We start from the raw sequence: 25,818 nt of genomic DNA, 5'->3' as shown, positions 1-25,818 counted from the left end.
ATCTAAAACAAATGGTTACTTTTGCACCCAAATTAACAAATAAATATATATTTATGAATCATTATGAAACTGTTTTCATTTTAAATCCCGTTTTATCTGAAGTTCAGGTAAAGGAAACAGTAAGCAAATTTGAAGATTTTCTTACTAGTAGAGGAGCAGAAATGGTATCGAAAGAAGATTGGGGCCTTAAAAAAATGGCTTACGAAATTCAAAACAAAAAATCTGGTTTTTACCATTTATTCGAATTCAAAGTAGCTGGAGAAGTTCTAATTGCTTTTGAAACTGAATTTAGACGTGACGAAAGAATCATGCGTTTCTTAACTGTAAGTTTAGATAAACACGCGATTTCTTGGGCTGAGAGAAGAAGAACTAAATTAAAAGCAACAAAAGCGTAATCATGGCTACACTACAACAATCGGCTTCAGGAAAAAAAGACGGAGATATCAGATATCTTACGCCTTTGAACATAGAAACAAACAAACAAAAAAAGTATTGTCGTTTCAAAAAATCAGGTATCAAATATATTGATTATAAAGATGCTGATTTCTTATTGAAATTCGTGAATGAACAAGGGAAAATACTTCCTCGTCGTTTAACAGGAACTTCATTAAAGTACCAAAGAAAAGTGTCAGTTGCTGTTAAGAGAGCACGTCACATAGCATTAATGCCATATGTGGCTGATTTACTAAAATAATATTTAACGCAGTTGTTGGTTTTCTGAAAATGAAACCTAACTTCTATAACAAAGGACAACAACATGGAACTTATTTTAAGACAAGACGTTCAAAATTTAGGATTTAAAGATGATGTAGTATCTGTGAAAAACGGTTACGGTCGTAACTTTTTAATCCCACAAGGTCACGCACATTTAGCAACTTCTTCTGCAAAGAAAGTGTTAGCTGAAAACCTAAAACAAAGAGCTCACAAAGAAGAAAAAGTAGTAAACGATGCAAAAGCATTGGCTGAAGCTTTGAAAGCTATTGAAATTAAAATTTTCGCAAAAGCAGGTGGAGAAAAATTATTCGGTTCAATCACGAATATTGATATCGCTGAAGCTTTAGCAAAAGGCGGTCAAGTAATTGACAGAAAATTCATTACTAGTGGAATCGTTAAACGTACAGGAAAATATACTGCTAACGTTAGATTACACAGAGATGTAATAGTTGAATTGCCTTATGAAATTGTTGCTGAAAAAGCATAATTTCTAAGTTTATATAACTGAATCCCGATGTAAGTCGGGATTTTTTTTGTTTAATCTGAACTTGGTTCAGATTCTTTAATTTATAAATAAAGAGCGTCGTAAATAATTAAGATGCTGACACGAGCGTAGCGAATTGACGCAGTAACTAAATTCAGCTTAAATGAAATACTCAAGACTAACAAAAGAACAATTTGAAGAACTGAATCAAGAATTCAGTACGTTCCTTGCGACTCAAGCAATTGATAAAGCCGAATGGGATAAAATAAAAACGGAACAACCTGAGGTTGCCGAACAAGAACTTGACGTTTTTTCTGATTTGATTTGGGAAGGTGTTCTTGCCAAAGCAGAATATTTAGAACATTTTTCGAAAAACCATATTTTTCTGTTTCAAAGTTTTGATACTCATGTTCAGTCAATCGTTTTAAAATCGTTGGTTCCTGAAGTTGATTTTTTAACTAGAGAAGGGTTACAATGGCTTAGCGATAACATGTTTACCGAAACTATTGAAATGAAAACCGGTAAAAAGGAATTTACTGAAGAACGCAACAAGTCGATCTTTGCCTTGATACAACAAGGAGCTTTTTTAAGTGACGGACAATTATACAAACAAATAAACACAATTATAGAGTCATAATTCTATTGTTTTTATTTTAAATTGGTTATTTTAGTGCCTTATTTTAAGCACTAAAATAGCCAATTTTTATTTTCTATGGATATTCAAAATACGATTCAAACGTTAAGAGAGGAATTAAATCAGCACAACTATAATTACTATGTGTTAGACAAACCGACCATTTCTGATTTTGAATTTGATTTGAAGTTAAAGCAACTTCAGGATTTAGAAAATAATAACCCAGAATACTTCGATGAAAATTCGCCCACGCAAAGAGTTGGCGGAACAATTACAAAAAACTTTCAAACCGTTGCTCATGAACATCGAATGTATTCTTTGGACAATTCCTATTCCAAAGAAGAATTGATGGATTGGGAAAAACGTATTCAAAAAGTTTTGGGAGATGTTCCTTTAGAATATACCTGCGAATTAAAGTACGATGGTGCATCCATAAGTATTACCTACGAAAATGGAAAACTGAAACGTGCTGTGACTCGCGGTGACGGTTTTCAAGGTGACGATGTGACTAATAATATCAAAACCATTAAATCAATTCCATTACAGATAAAAGGAGATTTTCCTACTACATTTGATGTACGCGGCGAAATCATTTTACCTTTTGCCGGATTTGAAAAAATGAATCAGGAATTAATCGAAATTGGAGAAGCACCGTATTCGAATCCTAGAAATACGGCTTCCGGTAGTTTGAAATTGCAAGACAGTGCCGAGGTGGCAAAAAGACCGTTAGATTGTTTGTTGTATTTTATAATTGGAAATAAATTACCTTTTAATTCTCAATTTGATGGATTAGAAACAGCCAGACAATGGGGATTCAAAGCACCGAAAGAAGCTAAGTTAGCCCATAATTTGCATGAAGTTTTTGAATTTATTGATTATTGGGATACTCACAGACACAAGATGCCATACGAAACCGATGGAGTGGTGGTCAAAGTAAATTCTTTTCATTATCAGGATGAATTAGGTTTTACGGCTAAATCTCCTCGTTGGGCAATCGCTTATAAATTTAAGTCGGAACAGGTTTCAACAAAATTAAATTCAATTTCATACCAAGTTGGAAGAACGGGTGCGATTACGCCCGTAGCAAATTTAGAACCGGTACAATTAGCCGGAACTATTGTAAAACGCGCTTCATTGCATAATGCCGATCAAATAGAAAAATTAGATATTCGTGTTGGTGATACCGTTTTTGTTGAAAAAGGAGGGGAGATTATTCCTAAAATTATTGCAGTTGATTTAACGAAACGTCCTGAAAATTTAGAAGCTACAAAATACATCACTCATTGCCCGGAATGTCATACGGAATTAGTTAGAAATGAAGGGGAAGCCAATCATTATTGCCCTAATTTTTATGGCTGTCCGCCACAAATTGTTGGAAGAATACAGCATTTTATTTCGCGTAAAGCAATGGACATTGAAGGACTTGGCGGCGAAACGGTAACGTTACTGTTCAATAATGGTTTGGTTCATAATTATGCCGATTTATATCAATTGACTGTGGAGCAAATTCTACCTTTGGAAAGAATGGCTCAAAAATCAGCAGAGAATCTTGTGAATGGGGTTCAGATTTCTAAAAATATACCTTTTGAGAGAGTGCTGTTTGCCCTTGGAATCCGATTTGTAGGTGAAACTGTCGCTAAGAAATTAGCTAAACATTATAAAAGTATTGATGCATTGAGTCAGGCGACTTTGATGGACTTAGTTTTAGTGGACGAAATTGGGGACAGGATTGCTAAAAGCGTCATCGAATTTTTCGAAAATCAGGAAAATAGAACTATTGTTGACCGTTTAAAAAGTTACGGAGTTCAATTTGAAGTAATCGAAAAAATAAATCCTAATGCAACCGATAAATTTGCCGGTAAAACCTTCGTCGTATCCGGTGTTTTTGAGAAATTTTCCAGAGATGATTTGAAAAAATCAATTGAAGATAATGGGGGTAAAGTAGGAAGCTCAATATCCGCAAAAACTGATTATGTTGTTGCTGGGGATAGTATGGGACCTGCAAAATTAGAAAAAGCGAACAAACTGAACATACCGATAATTTCTGAGGATGATTTTATAAATCTAGTTAATAACTAAAAGCGAATGCAGTCACTGATTAAAAAAAATATTTTTTTGCAGGAAAATACAATCGTAGGTTTGTTCTTCTCTTTTGCAATTATTGAAATCTTAGCAGAATTATTTTCATTCAAGGTAATTTTATTTGCGTTTAGACCTTTTATTGCCGTTGTGTTGCTCTATCTATATTGGATTACTTCTAATGTGCGGAGTTTACTTTTTTTTGTGACCGTATTTTTTTTATTACTGACTAGTATTTTTATTCTTTCGACATCAATGCTATTTTTAATATTGGGATTGACAGGCATTTTGATTCACCGAATTTTGCTTATTTTTTATATTTTAAAATTAAATAAGGTGAAAGATTTTATGCCCATAGTAATTGCAATTATTCCTTTTATTCTTATTTTTTCCTATCTGCTTTCTATTTCTGATGAGATTCCGGAAAACAGTTATTATCCTTTGGTAGCTCAAAATATTTTGGTGTCTATTCTTGGTGGGGTTATCTTGTCTAATTACTTCATGAATCAAACTAGAAATACACCCTGGTTATTTATTTTTGGGCTATTGTCAACCGCTATGTATTTTACTGTATTTATTGAAAAATGTTTTTTATTTAATTTGCCTCCCACTTTCTTTACCCCATTAGGAATGATTTTATATGTTTCCAGCTATTACGCTTTTTATAAATTTGTCATCGATACTGAAAGAATGGATGTAGATTTACAAGAATACAACTATCAAAATAATTCTTTGATTGATTAGAATGTAATTTGAGGAAAAATATTTTTGTTGGTAAAACAAATCCAATTAAAAAAATTAAACAATAATTGAAGTTCCTTGTGATGCTTTTTCTTTATTATTATCCAAATAGAAATCAATTCTCCCTAAATTAATTCCATAACAGCCGACTTGATTAACTAAAACATCTTTGCCAACACTGTTTTTCATCACAGTTGGTTTATCAAGAAAGGTATGGGTATGACCACCAATTATTAAGTCAATATCTTGAGTAATTTGAGCCAATTTTAAATCGCAAATTTTATTGGGTTCGTCTTTATAATTGTACCCTAAGTGCGACAAGCAAATCACTAAATCGCATTTGTTTTCTTTTTTCAAGATGCGAACCATATCTTGTGTAGTCTCAACAGGATCGTTATAAACCGTTTCTTTGTACATTGCTTTGTCAACCAAGCCATTTAATTCCACTCCAAGTCCAAAAACACCAACTTTGATTCCGTTTTTATTAAAAATTTTATAGGGTTTTACTAGACCATTCATCACAGTATTTTTAAAATCGTAATTTGCTGATATAAACTCAAAGGTCGCGTGAGGCATTTGGGCGTACAATCCTTCAACTCCATTATCAAAATCATGATTCCCAATCGCAGAAGCATCATATTTCATCATGCTCATCAATTTGAATTCTAATTCCCCTCCATAATAGTTAAAATAAGGAGTTCCCTGAAAAATATCGCCAGCATCAAGTAATAAAACATTTGGATTTTCTTTTCGGATGGTTTCAATCAATGCTGCTCTTCGCGCGACACCACCCATATTAGCATTTTTTGGATGATTTGCAGGAAATGGATCAATATAACTGTGAACATCATTAGTATGCAAAATCGTGAGATGCTTCGTTCTCGCAGATTCGAAGCTGCTCAACGACAAACCCAAACTTAATAGAGCTGTACTTGCAGCCGTTTTTTCTATAAAATCTCTTCTTTTCATTTTTTATTTTTTTAGAGCTATTTCCCGTCTCGTCCTAAAGACGAGATTGCAATCTTTTTATTTTTGAAAAAAAATAATAAGGATTTCCACTTCAAATGTAATTCACTGAACTCCTATAAGAATAAAAATCAAGTGAAGTAATCGGGGCTAGGGCATTATTTATTTACTAGGATTTATATTTATTCAACAGTAATTCTAACATCATTTATCACCGGAATTGTATCTACTTCTTTGAAATAATCAATCAAAATATTTCGAAGTTTGTAATCTAAGTCAAATTTTTGAACTCCTTTTTTAAAGAAATTCATATTGTCACCCCCATTCGCTAAATAATCGTTGGTACCCACATAATAGATAGTCTCTTTTTCAACAGGCTTTCCTCGGACTATTATATTCTTGGCCTTATTGTTTTTGTCGATTGTAAAAGTAATTCCAGAAAGTGGATGTGGTTTTTTTTCGGCGATAAAATAGTCAACTAATTCAAAAACCTGTTCTCCTTTCAAAGCAATAACGACCATAGTGTTTTCAAAAGGCATGATTTCAAATGCTGTTCTGCTGGTTACATTCCCTTTAGGAATAATGGAACGAATACCACCATGGTTGAGTAAACAAATATCGATATTCTTTTTTTCTCTGGCATTAAAAACCAGATTTCCCCGCTTCAAGCTGACATCCGCTAATAGATTTCCAATAGTTGTCTGCCATTTACCAGAACTTTTGTCCAATGTTACAGGACAGTAGGCAAGCACACTGTCCAAATCTTTATTAATATGTTCGCGATAGGGTTTAATGAAGTTTTCAATTTGCTTTGCCTGCTCGCCCTGTGGGCTCTGGTCAGGAACTTCGTTTTCCTTTGCAGTGATTGGAATTCGTTTGCCTTCTATTTTAGAAACATGATAATTTTGTTTGCTACAGGAAACAATAAAAAGAAATGTTAAGAATATAACAAAAAGTTTTAAAACGTCGTTATACTTTTTTAGATTTACCATTTTAAATGCGACTTAATTAATTAATTTTGTAATCAGGTAAATGTAGTATGTTTATAAATTATATAAAGAATTTCTACGTAAAAAAAACATTTAAAAAAAACTTGCAAAATGTAAAAAGCGAGGAGGTTTCAAATGTGGTAAAAACAGTTGGTTTGTTAATTGATACCAGTTATTTTTCTAAAAAAGAAGCCTTGATTAACGACTTAATTGCAAATGGATTTTCTAATGAAAATATTAAGGTTATTGTTTACACAGATAAATCAAAGTCAAACAACGCAAATTCACAACTTGCATTCAGTGCAAAACATCTTAATTGGAAAGGAGAAATTACGGAACCAAAAGTAAATGATTATCTCAATGAAGAATTTGATTTTCTTATCAGTTATTACGATGTTGAAAAAACAATACTAATGCTTTTTACTATTAAATCGAAAGCAAAATTTAAAGTGGGTTTTGCATCAATTGACAAAAGGTTAAACCATTTGATTATTGATACGAAAGCCGAAAATTATAAAGTTTTCACTGATGAATTATTCAGATATTTAAAATTATTAAACAAAATATAATCCAATACTATGCAATCATTAATAGGAACTGGTGTTGCCCTTGTAACTCCATTTAAAGAAGATTTTTCAATTGATACAGAAGCTTTAAAAAGAATTGTAAATTTCTCGATAGATGGCGGAATTGAATACCTTGTAGTGCTTGGTACGACTGCTGAAAATGCTACCTTGTCTCAAGAGGAAAAAGAATTAGTTATCAGTACGGTAATAGAAGCAAACAACGGAAGTTTACCATTAGTTCTTGGGGTAGGAGGTAACAATACTTTAAAGGTAGTTGAAGAATTGAAAACTAGAGATTTATCTCAATTTGTTGCAATTCTCTCTGTTTCACCTTATTACAATAAACCAACACAAGAAGGAATTTATCAACACTTTAAAGCAGTTGCAGAAGCGTCTCCAATTCCAGTAATTTTATATAATGTTCCGGGAAGAACAGCAAGTAATATGTTGCCGGCTACTGTTTTGCGTTTAGCCAATGATTTCAAAAATGTAGTTGCCATCAAAGAAGCCGCGGGTGATATGGTTCAAGCGATGCAATTATTGAAAAATAAACCAAAAGATTTCCTTGTAATTTCTGGAGATGATATGATTGCTTTACCTATGGTTTTAGCCGGTGGATCTGGTGTTATATCTGTAATTGGTCAAGGTTTTCCAAAAGAGTTTTCGGAAATGATACGATTAGGTTTGAATAGAAAAGTGGATGAAGCATTCAAAACACAGTATATTTTAGATGATTGTATCGATATGATTTTTGAACAAGGAAATCCTGCAGGAATCAAAGAAGTGTTTCTATCATTGGGAATTTCCGAAAATGTTGTTCGTCTTCCACTAATAAAAGTAGATGAGACATTAGCGGGAAGAATAAACCATTTTGTTGAAAAAATGAATAAAAACGGATAAAAAATCTTACTTTTATTAAAACAAAAAAATATTTTGAAGTAGCTAAATTATTAACTAAATTTGCCACCGAAACTTCGGTATGATTTTTTGTGTTTACTACGGCCGGGAAATCATAAATAAAGTATAAAAATGAAAAAAATATTATCTCTATTACTTCTTGTTACCTTTTTTTATTCTTGTAATGAATATCAAAAAGCTATAAAAACCGAAGATGTTTCCATAAAGTTTAGTATGGCAACCAAATTGTATGATTCAGGTAGTTATACTAAAGCAATTCGTCTTTTTGAGCAAATTGCTCCTACTTACAGAGGGAAACCACAAGCAGAAAAATTGTTTTATATGTTTGCGCAATCGTATTATAAAACAAAACAATATTATTTAGCGGGATACCAATTTGAAAGTTTTGTTTCTGGTTATCCAAAAAGTGAAAAAGTTCAAGAGGCTGCTTATTTAGCCGCCAAAAGTTACTCGATGCTATCACCGGTTTATAGTTTAGATCAAAAAGATACCTTTAAGGCCATTGACAAACTTCAAGCATTTATAGACAATTATCCAAATTCAGAATATTTGGCAGAAGCAAACGCAACGCTAAAACAGCTAAGCGAGAAAATAGAGAAAAAGGTATATGAAAATGCAAAAGGTTATAATACCATCTCAGATTACAAATCTGCGATTGTTGCTTTTGATAACTTTATAGCAGATTATCCTGGTACAATGTTCAGGGAAGATGCTCTTTTTTACAAATTTGATTCTGCTTACCAATTAGCAATAAACAGTATTCCTGCAAAAATGGAAGAAAGATTAAATGTTGCAAAAGCAGCGCATTCAAATCTTGTAAAATTTAATGCAAATAACAAATACAAAAAGAAAACTGACGAAATGTTAGTGCGAATTGATAAAGATTTACAAAAATTTAATAAATAAAGTCATGGATTTAAAAAAGACGAATGCTCCGGTAAATACAATAACTTACAATAAAAATGTTATTGAAGAACCTACTGGTAATGTGTATGAAGCGATAACCATTATGGCTAAAAGAGCAAACCAAATCAATTCTGAAATCAAAAAAGAATTGACAGAGAAATTGGAAGAATTTGCTACATATAATGACAGTCTTGAAGAAGTTTTTGAAAATAAAGAACAAATTGAGGTTTCTAAATTTTACGAAAAATTGCCTAAGCCTCATGCTTTAGCGGTTCAAGAATGGTTAGATGGTAAAATCTACCACAGAGATTCAAATAAATAATAGTATAATGTCAGTTTTAAGCGGTAAGAAAATTTTACTAGGTATTTCTGGTGGGATTGCTGCCTATAAAACAGCGTCATTAGTACGACTCTTCATAAAAGCAGGTGCACATGTCCAAGTGATAATGACACCTGCTTCTAAGGATTTTGTAACTCCTCTAACGTTATCTACGTTATCAAAAAATCCTGTATTTTCCAGTTTTTATAATCAAGATGATGAGAACGAAAAATGGAATAATCACGTTGAATTAGCACTGTGGGCAGATTTGATGCTTATTGCACCTGCAACGGCAAACACCTTGTCTAAAATGGCAAGCGGTACTTGTGATAATCTTCTTATTGCAACTTATTTATCGGCAAAATGTCCGGTGTATTTTGCTCCTGCGATGGATTTGGACATGTATAAACATCCCTCTACGATTGCAAATTTTTTAGCTTTAAACCAATTTGGAAACACTATAATTCCCGCTGAAAGTGGTGAATTAGCCAGTGGTTTATCTGGTGAAGGAAGAATGGCAGAACCAGAAAATATTGTAGCATTCTTGGAAGCTGATTTAGAAAGTAAATTACCTCTTAAAGGGAAAAAAATACTAATTACTGCCGGTCCCACATACGAAGCGATAGATCCTGTACGTTTTATAGGAAATCATTCGTCTGGAAAAATGGGTTTTGATATTGCCTTAAGTGCTGCAAATTTAGGGGCTTCAGTGATATTAGTTACTGGTCCTACCAATTGTAAAGCGGTTCATTCTTCGATAAAGGTGATAAATGTAGTTTCTGGTGAGGAAATGTATAACGCGTGTCATCTCTATTATGAGGATGTTGATGTGGCAATAGCTGCAGCAGCAGTAGCAGATTACAAACCAAAGAATGTGGCACTTCAAAAGATTAAAAAAGCAGAAGATGATTTCACCATTGAGCTGGAAAAAACCAAAGATATTTTAGCTTCTTTGGGTAAAATCAAAAAAAATCAGTTTTTAATCGGGTTTGCTTTAGAAACGGAAAATGAAATTGAAAATGCGAAGTTGAAAATTCAGAAAAAAAACTTAGATTTGATAGTTTTAAACTCATTGCAAGATCAAGGAGCCGGTTTTGGAAAGCCGACAAATAAAGTTACCTTTATAGATAAATTTTTCAATATCGAAGCGATGGAACTGAAATCAAAAGAAGCTGTGGCGGATGATATATTAAACAAAGTAATCACACATTTTTATGTATAAAATAATTACTTTTCTTTTCTTACTTACTTTTGGGCTTTCACAAGCGCAACAGCTAAATTGTACGGTAACGGTCAATTCACAAAAACTAACTAATGCGAATCAAGCCGTTTTTAAAACTTTGGAAGCGTCAGTAAGTGAATTTGTAAATAAAACAGATTGGACAGGACAAACTTTTAAACAAAATGAAAAGATTAATTGTTCGATGTATATTACTGTTTTATCGAACAGTTCCGATCAATTCACGGCAACAATACAAGTACAATCATCAAGACCTGTTTTCAATTCATCCTATGCTTCGCCTGTATTGAATTATAACGATAAGGACTTCAGTTTTAGATATACGGAGTTTGAAAATTTAATCTTTAGTCCTACTACTTTTGATTCAAATTTAGTGTCAGTATTGGCATTTTATAGCAATATAATATTGGGAATGGATGCAGATACTTTTGTATTACAATCGGGGAATCCTTATTTTGAAACAGCCCAAAACATTTCTAATGTGGCGCAACAAGGCGGTTATAAAGGATGGACGCAAAGCGATGGAAATCAAAATCGTTACTTTTTGATAAATGATTTATTATCTCCCACATTTATGGAAGTCAGACAAACTTTATTCGATTACCATTCCGGATTAGATTTGATGAGTCAAGATTTGAAAGCTTCAAAAGAAAAAATAAAGAAGTCATTACTTAATTTATCAAAATTAAATAATACAAAACCCAATGCTTTTTTAACACGCGTATTTTTTGACGCTAAATCAGACGAAATTGTTTCTATTTTTTCAGGTGGGCCAAGTATTTCAATTACTGATTTGGTTGAGAATATGAATAAAGTTTCTCCTTTGAATTCCAGTAAATGGGCATCAATTAAGTATTAATTGATTACTTTCAAATTACTAAAATATCCTTGTTTTTCATCCCAAAATTAATTTAAATGATTACCTCTCTTTCGATAAAAAACTATGCACTTATAGAAAAATTAACTATTGATTTTTCCAAAGGTTTTTCAATAATCACTGGAGAAACAGGCGCAGGGAAATCAATAATATTAGGAGCTTTAGGTCTAGTTTTAGGAAAAAGAGCCGACTTAACTTCGTTGAAGAATAAAGAAGAAAAGTGTATTATTGAAGCTCATTTTGAGATCTCCAAATATAATCTGCGTCAATTTTTTGAAGAAAATGATTTGGATTATGAAGATGATACCATTATTAGACGTGAAATTCTGCCGTCTGGGAAATCAAGAGCTTTTATCAATGATAGTCCCGTAAATCTTCAAGAACTACAGGAATTGAGTTTGTTTTTGATTGATATTCACTCGCAACAACAAACCCAAGAACTATCGGATGAGAATGTTCAATTCGAAATTATAGATGCAATTGCTACTAATCAAGTTACTATTCTAGAGTATCAATCGGTTTTGAAAAGTTATAAATTGGATAAGTCTAAATTAAATTCGCTTCTTAAAAAACAAAATGATGCTTCAAAAGAGCAAGAATACAATACTTTTTTATTGGATGAATTAGTAACTGCACAATTAAAATCAGGCGAACAAGAAGTTCTTGAAGCTGATTTTGAAAAATTGAATAATGTTGAGATTATAAAAGAATCCATTGATAAATCTTTGGCTGTTGCCAATGAAGAACAAATAGGAGTTTTACATAATTTGAATGAAATTAAGGTTTCATTGCAAAAAATTTCCTCTTTTTCTTCCGAATATTATTCCTTGTTGGAAAGAGTTACAAGCATAGCAATTGAATTTGATGATATTTCTGATGAATTAAACAGATGTTCAGAGAAACTGATTAATGATCCGGAACAATTGGATTTAATTAGTCAAAAGTTGCAAGTGATTTTTAATTTGCAAAAGAAACATCAAGTTTCTTCAGTCGATGAATTATTAGAAATTGAGGCTAATCTAGAAAATTCAGTTTTAGAATTAGGAAATTTAGAGGAAGAAATTATAGTATTGACTACTTCAATTCAACAAAAAACGATAATATTAGATACTTTATCTGAGACAATTCATAAAAACAGATTGGATTCAATCCCTGTTTTATCTGGAAAGTTGATTACTATTTTAGAAACTTTAGGAATGCCAAATGTGCGTTTTAATATTGAACTTAATGCGACTTCAACTTATTTAGCAAACGGAAAAGACGAACTTCAGTTTTTATTTTCTGCTAATAAAGGAACTGACTTTGGATTACTGAAAAAAGTGGCTTCCGGGGGAGAAATGTCAAGAATAATGCTTGCAGTAAAGGCAATATTGGCACAATATTCAAAATTACCGACACTGATTTTCGATGAAATAGATACCGGTGTTTCAGGCGAAATTGCAATTAGAATGGGAGAAATCATGAAGGAAATGAGCCAGAAAATGCAAATTTTTGCCATTACCCATTTACCACAAATTGCTGCAAAAGGAAATGCACATTTCAAAGTATTCAAATCGACTATTGGTGAGGATACACAATCCGAATTAAAGTTACTGAGTAATGACGAAAGAGTTGTTGAAATTGCGCAAATGCTATCAGGAATTGTTGTTTCTGATTCGGCCTTAAATCATGCAAAAACCTTGCTGAATTAATATTTAGCTTTATATTTGTTTCCTTTTAACAAAAGGTATTTTCGTATTACCAAAAAATAATTTCAAGGATAATAAATTAAGAATAACAAGATATGATTATAGAACCAAGAATGAGAGGATTTATTTGTACGACATCTCACCCAAAAGGATGCGAACAAAATGTTAAAAATCAAATTGAATATATAAAATCCAAAGGTCCTATTGCTGGAGCCAAAAAAGTATTGGTAATTGGTGCTTCAACCGGTTTTGGTTTGGCTTCGAGAATTACAAGTGCTTTTGGTTCAAATGCGGGAACTATAGGTGTATTTTTTGAAAAACCACCAGCAGAAGGCAAAACAGCTTCTCCGGGTTGGTACAATTCTGCGGCTTTTGAAAATGAAGCGCATAAAGCGGGATTATTTGCAAAAAGTATTAATGGCGACGCTTTTTCAAATGAAATAAAAAAACAAACATTAGATTTAATAAAAGCTGATTTAGGCCAAGTTGATTTGGTTATCTACAGTTTGGCTTCTCCTGTTCGTATGCATCCGGTAACCGGTGTTTTACATCGTTCCGTTTTGAAACCTATCGGAAGTACGTTTACCAATAAAACGGTAGATTTTCATTCAGGTAAAGTTTCAGAAATTTCTATTGCTCCTTGTACTGACGAAGACATTGAAAATACAGTTGCGGTAATGGGTGGTGAAGATTGGTCAATGTGGATTGATGCTTTAAAAGCTGAAAATCTCCTTGCTCCAGAAGCTACTACGGTTGCGTATTCTTATATAGGACCATCACTTACTGAAGCCGTTTATAGAAAGGGGACCATAGGTCGTGCCAAAGATCACCTTGAAGCTACTGCTTTTTCTATTACAGATAGTTTAGCAGATATTAATGGTAAAGCTTATGTTTCTGTAAATAAAGCATTGGTTACTCAAGCAAGTTCAGCAATTCCAGTTATTCCATTATATATTTCTTTATTGTATAAAATCATGAAAGCAGAAGGAATTCATGAAGGATGTATTGAGCAGATTCAGCGTTTGTACAGTGAAAGATTATATACTGGTGCCGAAATTCCAACGGATGAAAAAGGTAGAATTCGTATCGATGATTTAGAAATGCGTCCTGATGTTCAAGAAAAGATTGCTAAATTGTGGGCAGAGGCTGTGACCGAAAATTTATCTGATATATCTGATTTAGAAGGATACAGAAAAGATTTTTACAATTTATTCGGTTTTGATGTTGAAGGTGTAGAGTACAAAGCTGATGCGGATGAAATGGTAAATGTTTCTAGTATTGCGTAATTCTTTTTACAAAGTTAAAATATAAAATTTTTCATAATACACCTTAATTTCATAATGGTTTTATTCATTTAGAAATTAAGGTGTATTTTTTTTAAATCTGATTTAAAGTTAATTTCATTTGTTATGTATAATTTATTAAAAGGGAAAAGAGGTATTATTTTTGGAGCATTAGATGAAAATTCCATTGCTTGGAAAACGGCCGAACGTGTTCATGAAGAAGGAGGGATTTTCGTGCTATCGAATGCGCCGGCTGCGATGAGAATGGGAACCATTGATCAATTGGCACAAGAAACTAATTCGCAAATCATTCCTGCAGATGCAACTTCGGTAACTGATTTAGAAAATTTAGTTGATCAGGCAATAGCAATTTTGGGAGGTAAAATTGATTTTGTTTTGCACTCTATCGGGATGTCTGTAAATGTTCGAAAAGGAAATCATTACACGAATCAGAATTATGATTACACGGAGAAAGGTTGGAACGTATCTGCCGTTTCTTTTCATAAAGTGATGCAAGTTTTGTATAAAAAAGATGCCATGAACGAATGGGGAAGTATCGTGGCTTTGTCTTATATGGCAGCGCAGCGTGTTTTCCCTGATTATAATGATATGGCTGACAATAAAGCTTATTTGGAATCTATTGCCCGCAGTTTTGGATATTTTTTTGGAAGAGATAAAAAAGTAAGAGTGAATACCATTTCACAATCACCGACGGCTACCAAAGCGGGTCAGGGTGTGAAAGGTTTTAATGGATTCATTGCTTTTGCTGAGAAAATGTCACCATTAGGAAATGCAACTGCTTTAGATTGTGCTAATTATACTGTTTCTATGTTTTCGGATTTAACAAGAAAAGTGACTTTACAAAATTTATTGCATGATGGTGGATTCTCCAATATGGGAGTGAGCCAGGAAGTGGTTGAAATGTTTGAATAAAAAGCAAATAAAACCAAAAATTTTACAACAACCATCAATTGCTATTTGATGGTTTTTTTATGGATAAAGATTATATTTGTTAAAATTTTCGAATCAATAGAATACTACCTAAATAGAACATTAAAAAGTATGTTATTTTCCTTAATCATTCCAGTTTACAACCGTCCAGATGAAGTCGATGAACTTTTAGAAAGTTTGTCGCAATCGAACTACAATGAGATTTTTGAAATTGTGATTGTTGAAGATGGATCTACATTGAGATGCCAGGATGTCGCTCAAAAATATGGGAACAAATTAGATATTTCTTACTATTACAAAGAGAATTCAGGGCCTGGAGATTCCAGAAATTACGGAATGAAAAAAGCAAGAGGAGATTATTTTATCATTTTTGATTCAGATTGCATCATTCCAAAACAGTATTTAGATGAAGTTGAAAAAGCTTTAAAACAAAATTATGTAGACTGTTTTGGTGGGCCTGACAAGGCTTTGGACAGTTTTTCCGATATTCAAAAAGCAATAAATTTTGCTATGACTTCATTTCTCACTACGGGTGGAATTCGCGGTGGATCAGAAAAAATTGATAAGTTTCAACCTCGAAGTTTCAATATGGGATTGTCTCGAAAAGCTTTTGAAGCCTCACAAGGTTTTGGAAATATTCATCCTGGGGAAGACCCGGATTTATCGATACGTTTATGGAACTTAGGTTTTGAAACCAAACTTTTTCCAAACGCATTTGTATATCATAAAAGAAGAATTGATTGGGATAAGTTTTCTGTTCAGGTCAATAAATTTGGTAAAGCAAGACCAATTCTTAATAGCTGGTATCCCAAGTACAATAAAATTACTTTTTTCTTCCCAACTGTTTTTTTAATAGGATTTGTTGTAGCGCTTCTTGCCCTAGTTTTTAATAATGATTTGCTGCTTAAAATGTATTTTATGTATTTTTTGGTATTATTTTTGGTGTCAACATATCAGAACAAGAGCTTGAAAATAGGGTACTTATCATTAATTGCAGTTTGGAAACAATTCTTTGGTTACGGACTCGGTTTTATGGAATCATTTATAAAAATCATCATTCTGAAACAAAAGCCTCAGAAGGCCTTTCCAGAATTGTTTTTCAAAGTATAACATGACAAAAATTATAGGATTAACGGGTGGTATTGGCACTGGAAAAACTACAATTGCTAATGAATTTCGATCATTAGGAGTTCCGGTTTATATTGCTGATGATGAAGCTAGAAAACTCATGCAGTCCAGTGATGTTATTGACGCAATCAAAATAGTTTTTGGTCATGCCGTTTTTGATGATAATCAACTAAATAGAGAAAAGCTTGCCCAAATTGTGTTTAACGACCCCGAAAAACTGGAGCAACTTAATGCAATTGTTCATCCGGCCGTAAAAAAACATTTCTCGGAATGGATTTTAAATCAGAAAGAGTCTCCGTTTATTATTTATGAAGCAGCAATTTTGTTTGAAAGTGGGGGTTACAAAAATTGTGATTTAATCATTACTGTTACCGCACCTTTAGAAATAAGGATTCAAAGGGTAATGGAAAGAGATAAAACGACCCGTGAGCAAGTTTTAAAAAGAATTAATATGCAATGGAATGACGAAAAACGCATCCTAAAAAGCGATTTTGTCATTAAAAACACAAATATTGAAGAAACTAAATCAGAAATTGTTAAAATTCTTAAAATTTTAAGGATTAGACAAAATGAGCATTAGATGTTAATGTTTGGTTAATGTATTATTTAATATATTGTTAAAATACTAATTTTGTTTCGATGAATAAACTTTTTTTTAGATTACTAGTATTATTGATGAGCTTATCCTTGATTGGGATAATTTTGGTTCAGGTATATTGGTTTAATACATCATTTAAAAATAATGATGATCAATTCAAATTTCATGTTAAACAAGTTATAGGTAACGTAGCCGATAAATTGCAGCAAAAAGAGGCTTATAGTTTTTATGATAAATACAATCACTATAAAGACAGTACAGGTAAAATTCCTCAAAAGAATGATTTATTGGAATTTTATTATGTTCAGAAAAATCCTAAAACGAATAAAACTATAGTTTATTCAAATAGCATTATATCAGAAGATTATAAAATATCGTCGACGTTCTTTGATAAAAAATTTGATAGTGATAGATTTAAGAATTTTAATTCTAAACGAGTTACGGAAGTTTACAACAATAACAATATTGACAATTCGTCTGTTCAACAAAACTTAATTCCAGATGTGAAGATTGAAAAATCTGGAAATTTAGATGTTCTAGATAATGCTCAATTTGAGATTTTTTTCAAAGATATTGCTTCAGCAATGCCTATTCAAGAAAGAGTTTCAAAAGAAATATTGCAGAAGCTAATAAAGAAAGAATTAGAGGAATATGGTGTAAATACAAGATTTGAGTTTGGTATTTATAATAATAATTTGGCAACAAAGGTAAAATCAAAAGATTTTAAATATGATAAAAATGCCACTTATTCAATTCCTATTTTTAGTGATAATGAAGGAAATAGTAAATATCAATTATTGGTTACATTTCCTCATAAAAAGAAATATTTATTGTCAGAACTCGTTAGTATAACAGTACTGTCGATCATATTTACGCTAATTATTCTGATAGCATATTCGAGTGCATTAAATCAATTAATTCGTCAACGTCATATATCGGAGATTAAAACAGATTTTATCAACAATATGACTCATGAATTTAAAACGCCTATTGCGACTATTAATTTAGCTTTGGATGCGATAAAAAACCCGAAAATAATTGATGATAAGGAGAAGGTTCTTCGATACCTTCAAATGATTAGGGATGAAAATAAAAGAATGCACGCTCAAGTTGAAAATGTTTTGCGTATTTCTAAATTAGAAAAAAAAGAGTTAGATATAGCTAAAGAATCTTGTAATGCTGAAGAAATTATTAATGAAGCTATTGAGCATGTAAATTTAATATTGGAAGACAGACAGGGTACAATTACAACACATTATGATGCCACAAGAAAGACTGTTTTGCTAAATGACGTTCATTTTACCAATGTGATTGTGAATATTTTGGAAAATGCAATTAAATACTCACCAGATATTCCTAAAATTGATGTTGTTACAGAAAATGTAAAAGATATGGTCATCATTAAGATTAAGGATAATGGACTAGGAATGGGTAAGACAGCGCAGAAAAGGATTTTTGAAAAGTTTTATAGAGAGCATACAGGAGACATACATAATGTTAAGGGTCACGGTTTAGGTTTAGCCTACGTAAAAAGAATTGTTGAAGACCATAATGGTCAAGTATATGTAGAAAGTGAAAAGGGAAAAGGAAGTACCTTCATAATAAAATTACCATTAATAAATTAAAATATGGAAAATGTAAATAAAAAAATACTTTTAGTTGAAGACGACCTTAATTTTGGTGCCGTACTAAAAGATTATTTGATGCTAAATGATTTTGACGTCACTTTAGCTAAAAATGGAATGGAAGGATTTGAAAAATTCAAAAAAGATACCTTTGATTTATGTATTTTGGATGTTATGATGCCATATAAAGATGGCTATACGCTAGCAAAAGAAATCAGAGAAAAAAATAATGAAGTGCCAATTATTTTCTTAACAGCAAAATCTATGAAAGAGGATGTGTTGAAAGGATACAAAGCTGGTGCGGATGATTACTTGAATAAACCTTTTGATTCTGAAGTGCTTTTAATGAAAATTAAAGCTATTATTCAAAGAAAATCATCAGATAATAAGGCTGAACAAGCACAATTTGAATTTAATATTGGTAAATTTCATTTTAATTCAAAACTCCGTTTTTTAACTTTTGATAATGAAGAACCAATAAAATTATCTCCTAAAGAGAATGAATTATTGAAAATGTTGATTCTTCATGAAAATGATTTAATGCCTAGAGAGTTAGCATTAACTAAAATATGGAGAGATGATAACTACTTTACTTCAAGAAGTATGGATGTTTACATCGCTAAATTAAGAAAATACCTTAAGCTAGATGAAGATGTAGAAATTCTTAATATTCACGGTGAAGGATTTAGATTAGTTGTAAAAAACAAAGTAGCATAATATTAAAGAGGCTTCGAGAAATCGGAGCCTTTTTTTTGGAGCTATTTCCAGCTAACCGTTTTAATCCTTTATGCTGAACACCAGCATAAAAGGATTTCCACTTTTATCTGGGCTAGGACTTTATGGAAAAAATAAATTTTAGTTTATTTCCAATTCAATTGCAAAGCGAAACTGGTTTTATCTCCTTTTGTGATGCTAAAAGTAGTCGTGTTTCCATTTAAAATCTCATGAATAACTACATTATCTTTCAAGGATAACTCCTTCAAGAAATTCATTTCGAAACTTTCAATTTTTTGGTTTAGAATTGGTTTTTCGTCTACATGATCTAGACACCATTCCAGATATTTTACATTATTCACATGATTTACAATATCTAAATCGGATAAGAAAACCGTTTTTTCAAAGACCATTTCTTTTTCATGATTCAAATTAATTTTTGAAAAGCCATGCTTTGTAGCTCTTGTATCAGGATACAATTGAAAATGGTCGAATGGTAAGGCCAAACCTTCTGGTCGGCGAATTTCAGTATTAAAAACAGCCCAAAAAGTCTCCGAACCGACTATTTTTTTTCCATTCACGTACATTTCAAGCGCACGTACCGAACGGGAATTTTCTAAAGAATTAATCCAAGTTTTTACTGTCACTACATCTCCCCATTTTGGTAAAGCGTCGACTTCAACTCGCATTCTGCTCAAAACCCAAGCTTGGTTGAATTCCTGCATGTCAGAAAAACTAATTCCGCCAATTTCCGAATGTGCTGCTGCTGTTAACTGCAGGATATTACACAAATCAGTATATTTTAAGTAACCGCTTGGTGCGCATTGAGTAAAATTGATTACCCAATCTTTGCTAAGAATGGAAGTGAAATGTGGAGCTATTGGCATGGATAAATAAGAATTAAGATTTTTGATTAACGATTTAAGATTTTTGATTTGCCATCGCTATAAAAATAAATATTTGCTAGTGCAATTGAATTGGCTATTTCTTTGAGTTTATATAATCTACAATTTTTTCATACGGAGTCTCAAAATCAAACCATTTGGTATTTTCATTTCTTTTAAACCAGGTCAGTTGCCGTTTAGAAAACCGTCTCGTGTTTTTCTTTATTTCTTCGATGGCAAATTCTAATGTGATTTCTTGATGAAAATAACTGAATAATTCTCTATAACCCACTGTTTGCAGTGCATTCAATTCCTTGTTTGGAAATAAAGCTTTGGCTTCAGCCAATAAACCTTCGTTCATCATACTATCAACACGTAGATTGATTCGATTGTATATTACGTTTCTTTCTGCTTCAAGTCCAATTAAAATAGGAGTGAAGTTGCGACTGTTTTGTTTTTGATTTAAAAAAGAGGAATATGGTTTTCCAGAACCCAGGCATACTTCTACAAAACGCATCATTCGTTGTGGATTTTGTAAAGTTTGCGGATTTTCTTTTGCTAATCTTGCGTAATAATCGGGATCTAATACTTCTAGTTTTTGTTGCAAATACCCAATTCCCAATTTTTCATAATTTGAATTTACATCTAAGCGAACTGAAGGATCAATTTCAGGAAATTCATCAAAACCTTTCAGAATCGCATCGACATACAAGCCGGATCCGCCAACTAAAATAGCATAATCGTTTGTCAAAAATAATTCATCGAGTTTAGACATGGCTTCTTTCTCAAAATCACCTACTGTATAATTATCGAAAATTGATTTATTTTGAATGAAATGATGTTTTGTCGAAGCTAATTCAGCTTTATTTGGTACGGCGGTCCCAATAGTCATTTCTTTAAAAAATTGTCGGCTGTCGCAGGAAATAATTTCGCAATTGAAATAGTTTGCGAGCATAATACTTAAGGAAGTTTTTCCAATAGCTGTGGGTCCGATAATGGTTATTAAGTATTTCATGTTTTTTAGCCCTGATGGAAACGGAAACCCCGGAGTTATGAAAGTTCGTTTTTCTTGGTGTAAAAGAGCGACCAAAGGAAGCTCCTTTTATGCCTTAGAAAAACTACTTGAATAGCGAGGAGTTGCAGTGTATAGCAGGAGTAGCTACAAATTAAAGTTAGTCAATTAAAAATTTATCACTTTTAGCGTTTTGCTTCTTCGAACATGGCCCTGAATAATATTCTTGGTATCACGATTATTTTGCATAGGAATGATAATATTTCTTAGGATTTCAATATTGTGTATTTGATAGTTCAAATCATAAAACGCATAGCCTTTGTAAATTCCGTTTTCTATCAAAACAGCGGATCGTTCACTGATATTTCTTCCTTTGTCGATAAGAATCATGTTTTGATTTTCGAAGGAGTTTTTTTCTATAAATTCAAGGACTCTAGCGTTGTATATTTCAGGAGAAACTTCACCAATGCAAGCGCCATCACATTCTTTTATGCTGTATTGAAAGCAGTTTGTTTTTGAGGTATATAATCCCGTAAATTTTTGACATAAATTATAATGGGAAGTGATTCTAAACAAGGCATTTTTCCCTTCCTGCAAAGAGGTAAATGAGGTGATTTCTTTTTTTCGACCGTCTGCTTTTTGAAGTTTTAGGTTCAAATAGCCTTTTTCATCTTTTTCAGCATACAATGCAAATTGAAATATGCTTTTTCGTTGGGCTCTGTTTAGAATAGGTTTATTGATTTTTATTTCTTCACTTTCTTTTAATAAAGCAATCAATTCGCTTCCGGTTTCATCGTACGTTACGGTAAAAACGTCGGTTTGAATCTTTTTGCATTTAGTTGAAGTCCCTGTAAAATGCTGATTTATTCGTTTTTTTATGTTTCGGCTTTTGCCAATATAAATCAGGTTACCTTTTTCATTGTGAATGTAATAGATACCAGTTGTAGAAGGTAAACTACTAACAATGTCTAGCAGTTTTGGAGCAATTCCTTTCTCAACTTCGAGTTTGATAAAATCTTTTACAATTTCTTTTTCTAGATCTTTCTCTAAAAGAATTTTGAATAATTTGACTGTAGCCAATGCATCTCCACTGGCTCTGTGTCTATCTGCCATTGGGATTCCAAGGGCACGCACTAGTTTTCCTAAACTATGCGAAGGTTGCTCTGGTAATAGTTTTTTTGATAATTCTACAGTGCAAAGTGTTTTTGCTTCAAAATCATAGCCTAATCGTCTAAACTCAGTGCGTAAAATTCTATAATCGAAAGAGGCATTGTGCGCTACTATGACACAATCATTTGTCATTTCGACAATACGTTTGGCTACTTCAAAAAATTTGGGAGCACCGCGCAACATTTCATTATTGATTCCAGTTAATTTCACCACAAATGGCTGAATCGGGATTTCCGGATTGACTAAACTGATGAATTGGTCCACAACCTCATGTCCATCAAATTTATAGATGGCGATTTCAGTTATTCCCTCTTCGTTGAATTGTCCTCCTGTGGTTTCTATGTCAAGTATTGCGTACAAATTTTTTGTTTAATGTTTAATGTTACAAGTTATGAAACATGTGAAGTCAAAAATCGTTAATCAAAAATCGAAAATCAATTTCTTCCTCCAAAGATACTACTTCCTATTCGAATCATTGTGCTTCCGCAGTCAATTGCGAGTTGATAATCGCCTGACATTCCCATTGACAACGTAGAGATGCATTGCAGTGCATCTCTACTGCGAATGGTATCAAAAATCGATTTCAAATGAGTAAATTCTTTTTTAATTTGCTCTTTGTTATCCGTAAATGTTGCCATTCCCATCAATCCCACCACTCTAATATTTTTCATTTCTTGAAATTCATTAGAAGATAATAGAGAAGACAATTCCTCTTCATCAAGACCAAATTTAGTTTCCTCTTCAGCGATATGAATTTGCAATAAGCAATCAATAATTCTGTTATTTTTTTGTGCTTGTTTATTGATTTCCTGTAGTAATTTCAGACTATCTACTCCATGAATTAAGCTCACAAATTGTGCCATAAATTTGACTTTATTCGTCTGAACATGACCAATCATGTGCCATTGAATGTCTTTTGGCATTTGTTCCCATTTTTCCGCCATTTCCTGGATTTTGTTTTCTCCAAAAATGCGTTGTCCTGCTTCATATGCTTCCATTAAGTCAGGAACGGGTTTAGTTTTAGAGACAGCAACTAAGGTTATATGCTCTGGTAAAGTAGATTTTATGGAGAGTAAGTTTTGAGCTATCGACATTTTTTAAATCTTTTAATTTTATTTTTAATTCTAATCTAAAATTCATAAATCACTAAACCACTTCTGAACTTTGGTTCGATATAGGTGCTTTTTGGGGGCATGATCAAATTGTTATCGGCTAAATCTTTAATTTCCGTAATGTTTGAAGGATAAAGAATAAAGCCAACTTCAAATTCCCCTTGATCAATTTTATCTTTTACTTCTAAAACGGATTGCTTCCCAGAAATGTACTCGATACGTTCATCATTGCGTAAATCTTCGATTGCAAGTAGAGGTAAAAGTACTTTTTTATACAAAATTTGAGTGTCTAAACTCTCTAATGCGCTATTAAAAACAGTGTTTTCCTTTCGTAAAATTAAGCTATAAAAGTTATTGTCAAGGTACATTCCGAACTGATGTTTTTCAGAAGGTTGAACAGGTTGTTTGTGTTTATTTTCAACAATAAAATTCACATTCAATGCCGTGATAAAATCCTCTTTCGAGAAACCGTTTAAATCTTTTACTAATCGATTAAATTCGTAAATTTTAACATTATTTTCCGAAATTAAGTAGCTTAATATATAATCCTTTGTAGTGTTTTCCGGATTTTTATTTTCTTCGGATAGTAATTTTAAAGCTTCTGTACGATGATGTCCGTCAGCGATATAAAGACTTTCTGTTTTTTCGAATATTTTTTGTATCCAATTAATTTCTAAAGTATCTTCAATTTTCCACAGATAATGAACCTCTTTTTTGGTTGTAGAAAATTCAAAATCGGCTAGTTTTTGAGTACAGTTAAAAATCCAATTTTCTATTGTTTTATTGTCAGGATAAGTCATTAAAACTGGCTCCGTATTGAACTCGGCATATTTCATATAATCTTTCAGTAATTGTACTCGAAAGGCTAAAATATCTTCGTGTTTTTTTATAACATTATTACGATAATCTTCCACACTTGTTCCTACAATAATTCCGGTGAAAGAATGTGTTTTGGTCACGATTTTATGAATATAAATCGCCGGTTTTTTATCTTTAACTAATATAATTTCATTTTTGAATTCCTGGTATTTTTGATGTACCTGTCGGTATCTTTTTTCAAAAGAAACAGTTTCCTGATTGGTATAGGCTGGTTTTAGAATATGCAAAAACGATAACGGATTAAAATCCAATTGTGCTGCTAACTCGGCATTCACATATTCTTCATAGGAACGACAAGTGACTAGGCAAACTTTATCACGAGTGGGTCTGACCGCTTGGAAAGGAACTATTTTTGCCATTTTTTATAGTATTCAGTAGCAGTTAGCAGTCGCAGTATTCAGTGGGAAAGCTGTAAACTGCGATTGCGTACTGTGATTTTTATGTAAATTGTTTAGAAATCTTTTCTGCTTTTTTACTTTCCGAATAATCATAGAAACCTTCACCAGATTTTACACCCATTTTTCCTGCGCGAACCATATTTACCAGTAACGGGCAAGGCGCATATTTCGGGTTTTTGAAACCATCATACATTACATTTAAGATGGCTAAACATACGTCAAGACCAATAAAATCAGCTAATTGTAAAGGTCCCATTGGGTGTCCCATCCCTAATTTCATTACCGTGTCAATTTCATAAACACCAGCGACTTTGTTGTATAAAGTTTCAATGGCTTCGTTGATCATTGGCATCAAAATTCTATTGGCGACAAATCCAGGATAATCATTTACTTCCACTGGAGTTTTTCCTAATTTTTCGGATAAATCCATGATAATTTTCGTCACCTCGTCCGAAGTAGTGTAGCCTCGAATGATTTCAACGAGTTTCATGATGGGCACTGGATTCATAAAGTGCATTCCAATAACGCGCTCTGGATGTGCTACGACAGCTCCAATTTGAGTGATAGAAATAGAAGAAGTATTGGTTGCCAAAATAGTATTATGAGAACAAGCCTCATTCAATTGCTTGAAGATATTTAATTTCAATTCAACATTTTCGGTAGCCGCTTCAACCACTAAATCTGCTCCCACAACGCCATCTTTTATGTCAGTATACGTTATAATATTGGTAATCGTTTTTGCTTTATCTTCTTCAGTTATCGTTCCTTTTGAAACCATTCTGTCTAAATTAGCGGCAATAGTTGCCATTCCTTTGTCAAGTGATTTTTCGGAAAGATCAATTAGTTTTACGGTAAAACCACTTTGAGCAAATGTGTGAGCAATTCCATTACCCATTGTTCCCGCTCCGATTACTGCTATTGTTTTCATTCTGTTTTTTTATTT

27 protein-coding genes are annotated in these 25,818 nt (G+C 32.5%); 19 read left to right on the top strand and 8 right to left on the bottom strand.

The window, feature by feature from the left end; all coding sequences use genetic code 11:
- Positions 1-53: 53 nt before the first annotated feature.
- From rpsF to IWX84_RS04805, 6 genes are all read left to right on the top strand, one after another.
- Positions 54-395, top strand: coding sequence for a 30S ribosomal protein S6 (gene rpsF, locus IWX84_RS04830; protein ID WP_196849620.1), 342 nt, complete (start codon positions 54-56; stop codon positions 393-395).
- Positions 396-397: 2 nt separating this feature from the next.
- The gene (gene rpsR, locus IWX84_RS04825) at positions 398-694 is read left to right on the top strand and encodes a 30S ribosomal protein S18 (protein ID WP_073206367.1); all 297 of its coding nucleotides are present in this window, start codon (positions 398-400) and stop codon (positions 692-694) included.
- Positions 695-757: 63 nt separating this feature from the next.
- Positions 758-1,201: a 50S ribosomal protein L9 gene (rplI, locus tag IWX84_RS04820; RefSeq protein WP_196849619.1), complete on the top strand. Its 444-nt coding sequence runs from the start codon at positions 758-760 to the stop codon at positions 1,199-1,201.
- Between the two features lie 160 nt (positions 1,202-1,361).
- Positions 1,362-1,835: a DUF6495 family protein gene (locus IWX84_RS04815; RefSeq protein WP_196849618.1), complete on the top strand. Its 474-nt coding sequence runs from the start codon at positions 1,362-1,364 to the stop codon at positions 1,833-1,835.
- Between the two features lie 75 nt (positions 1,836-1,910).
- The gene (gene ligA / locus IWX84_RS04810) at positions 1,911-3,911 is read left to right on the top strand and encodes an NAD-dependent DNA ligase LigA (protein WP_196849617.1); all 2,001 of its coding nucleotides are present in this window, start codon (positions 1,911-1,913) and stop codon (positions 3,909-3,911) included.
- 6 nt (positions 3,912-3,917) lie between these two features.
- Positions 3,918-4,655: a hypothetical protein gene (locus tag IWX84_RS04805; RefSeq protein ID WP_196849616.1), complete on the top strand. Its 738-nt coding sequence runs from the start codon at positions 3,918-3,920 to the stop codon at positions 4,653-4,655.
- Between the two features lie 54 nt (positions 4,656-4,709).
- Here the strand turns inward: IWX84_RS04805 and IWX84_RS04800 are convergent, their stop codons facing one another.
- Together IWX84_RS04800 and IWX84_RS04795 are read right to left on the bottom strand one after the other, a co-directional pair.
- The gene (locus IWX84_RS04800) at positions 4,710-5,621 is read right to left on the bottom strand and encodes a bifunctional metallophosphatase/5'-nucleotidase (RefSeq protein ID WP_196849615.1); all 912 of its coding nucleotides are present in this window, start codon (positions 5,619-5,621) and stop codon (positions 4,710-4,712) included.
- A 179-nt stretch (positions 5,622-5,800) separates the two neighbouring features.
- Entirely contained in the window at positions 5,801-6,610 is an 810-nt protein-coding gene (locus IWX84_RS04795; RefSeq protein ID WP_196849614.1) for a 5'-nucleotidase C-terminal domain-containing protein, read from the bottom strand.
- Between the two features lie 47 nt (positions 6,611-6,657).
- Here IWX84_RS04795 and IWX84_RS04790 point away from each other — a divergent pair, with 47 nt between their 5' ends.
- The 13 genes from IWX84_RS04790 (at position 6,658) to IWX84_RS04730 (ending at position 19,423) form a co-directional block, all read left to right on the top strand.
- Positions 6,658-7,176, top strand: coding sequence for a DUF6913 domain-containing protein (locus tag IWX84_RS04790; protein WP_196849613.1), 519 nt, complete (start codon positions 6,658-6,660; stop codon positions 7,174-7,176).
- 9 nt (positions 7,177-7,185) lie between these two features.
- On the top strand, positions 7,186-8,073 hold the full coding sequence (gene dapA, locus IWX84_RS04785; protein WP_196849612.1) for a 4-hydroxy-tetrahydrodipicolinate synthase: 888 nt from the start codon (positions 7,186-7,188) through the stop codon (positions 8,071-8,073).
- A gap of 129 nt (positions 8,074-8,202) precedes the next feature.
- Positions 8,203-8,997, top strand: coding sequence for an outer membrane protein assembly factor BamD (locus tag IWX84_RS04780; RefSeq protein WP_196849611.1), 795 nt, complete (start codon positions 8,203-8,205; stop codon positions 8,995-8,997).
- 4 nt (positions 8,998-9,001) lie between these two features.
- Complete coding sequence (locus IWX84_RS04775; protein ID WP_035671643.1) at positions 9,002-9,319, top strand: DNA-directed RNA polymerase subunit omega; 318 nt, start codon at positions 9,002-9,004, stop codon at positions 9,317-9,319.
- Between the two features lie 7 nt (positions 9,320-9,326).
- Positions 9,327-10,538 carry a bifunctional phosphopantothenoylcysteine decarboxylase/phosphopantothenate--cysteine ligase CoaBC gene (gene coaBC / locus IWX84_RS04770; RefSeq protein WP_196849610.1) on the top strand — a complete coding sequence of 404 codons (1,212 nt, stop codon included), beginning with the start codon at positions 9,327-9,329 and terminating at the stop codon, positions 10,536-10,538.
- Positions 10,531-11,415 carry a DUF4835 family protein gene (locus tag IWX84_RS04765; RefSeq protein WP_196849609.1) on the top strand — a complete coding sequence of 295 codons (885 nt, stop codon included), beginning with the start codon at positions 10,531-10,533 and terminating at the stop codon, positions 11,413-11,415. The genes coaBC and IWX84_RS04765 overlap by 8 nt, the downstream gene beginning before the upstream one ends.
- A gap of 56 nt (positions 11,416-11,471) precedes the next feature.
- Entirely contained in the window at positions 11,472-13,124 is a 1,653-nt protein-coding gene (recN, locus tag IWX84_RS04760; protein ID WP_196849608.1) for a DNA repair protein RecN, read from the top strand.
- 92 nt (positions 13,125-13,216) lie between these two features.
- Positions 13,217-14,407 carry an enoyl-ACP reductase FabV gene (fabV, locus tag IWX84_RS04755; RefSeq protein WP_196849607.1) on the top strand — a complete coding sequence of 397 codons (1,191 nt, stop codon included), beginning with the start codon at positions 13,217-13,219 and terminating at the stop codon, positions 14,405-14,407.
- 123 nt (positions 14,408-14,530) lie between these two features.
- On the top strand, positions 14,531-15,337 hold the full coding sequence (locus tag IWX84_RS04750; RefSeq protein ID WP_196849606.1) for an enoyl-ACP reductase: 807 nt from the start codon (positions 14,531-14,533) through the stop codon (positions 15,335-15,337).
- A gap of 129 nt (positions 15,338-15,466) precedes the next feature.
- The gene (locus IWX84_RS04745) at positions 15,467-16,465 is read left to right on the top strand and encodes a glycosyltransferase (protein ID WP_196849605.1); all 999 of its coding nucleotides are present in this window, start codon (positions 15,467-15,469) and stop codon (positions 16,463-16,465) included.
- A gap of 1 nt (position 16,466) precedes the next feature.
- Positions 16,467-17,063, top strand: a complete 597-nt coding sequence (gene coaE, locus IWX84_RS04740; protein WP_196849604.1) for a dephospho-CoA kinase — start codon at positions 16,467-16,469, stop codon at positions 17,061-17,063.
- 59 nt (positions 17,064-17,122) lie between these two features.
- Positions 17,123-18,706: a sensor histidine kinase gene (locus IWX84_RS04735; protein ID WP_196849603.1), complete on the top strand. Its 1,584-nt coding sequence runs from the start codon at positions 17,123-17,125 to the stop codon at positions 18,704-18,706.
- A gap of 3 nt (positions 18,707-18,709) precedes the next feature.
- A complete protein-coding gene (locus tag IWX84_RS04730; RefSeq protein WP_196849602.1) occupies positions 18,710-19,423 on the top strand; it encodes a response regulator transcription factor in 714 nt (237 codons plus the stop codon).
- Positions 19,424-19,566: 143 nt separating this feature from the next.
- On the opposite strand, the gene IWX84_RS04725 is transcribed toward IWX84_RS04730, so the two are convergent.
- The 6 genes from IWX84_RS04725 to IWX84_RS04700 form a co-directional block, all read right to left on the bottom strand.
- The gene (locus IWX84_RS04725) at positions 19,567-20,307 is read right to left on the bottom strand and encodes an acyl-[acyl-carrier-protein] thioesterase (protein ID WP_196849601.1); all 741 of its coding nucleotides are present in this window, start codon (positions 20,305-20,307) and stop codon (positions 19,567-19,569) included.
- A 94-nt stretch (positions 20,308-20,401) separates the two neighbouring features.
- The gene (gene miaA / locus IWX84_RS04720; RefSeq protein ID WP_196849600.1) at positions 20,402-21,319 is read right to left on the bottom strand and encodes a tRNA (adenosine(37)-N6)-dimethylallyltransferase MiaA; all 918 of its coding nucleotides are present in this window, start codon (positions 21,317-21,319) and stop codon (positions 20,402-20,404) included.
- 165 nt (positions 21,320-21,484) lie between these two features.
- On the bottom strand, positions 21,485-22,846 hold the full coding sequence (locus tag IWX84_RS04715; protein ID WP_196849599.1) for an exonuclease domain-containing protein: 1,362 nt from the start codon (positions 22,844-22,846) through the stop codon (positions 21,485-21,487).
- A 74-nt stretch (positions 22,847-22,920) separates the two neighbouring features.
- The gene (locus tag IWX84_RS04710; protein WP_196849598.1) at positions 22,921-23,580 is read right to left on the bottom strand and encodes a YggS family pyridoxal phosphate-dependent enzyme; all 660 of its coding nucleotides are present in this window, start codon (positions 23,578-23,580) and stop codon (positions 22,921-22,923) included.
- A gap of 35 nt (positions 23,581-23,615) precedes the next feature.
- Positions 23,616-24,836 carry a DUF1015 domain-containing protein gene (locus IWX84_RS04705; RefSeq protein WP_196849597.1) on the bottom strand — a complete coding sequence of 407 codons (1,221 nt, stop codon included), beginning with the start codon at positions 24,834-24,836 and terminating at the stop codon, positions 23,616-23,618.
- A gap of 79 nt (positions 24,837-24,915) precedes the next feature.
- Positions 24,916-25,803, bottom strand: coding sequence for a 3-hydroxyacyl-CoA dehydrogenase family protein (locus tag IWX84_RS04700; RefSeq protein WP_196849596.1), 888 nt, complete (start codon positions 25,801-25,803; stop codon positions 24,916-24,918).
- Positions 25,804-25,818: the final 15 nt, after the last annotated feature.

Source organism: Flavobacterium sp. CG_9.10 (assembly GCF_015752245.1).
In the GTDB taxonomy this organism is placed as follows: Bacteria; Bacteroidota; Bacteroidia; order Flavobacteriales; family Flavobacteriaceae; genus Flavobacterium.
Note: the sequence above shows the minus strand (reverse complement) of the source record. Positions and strands in the feature narration are given on the sequence as shown.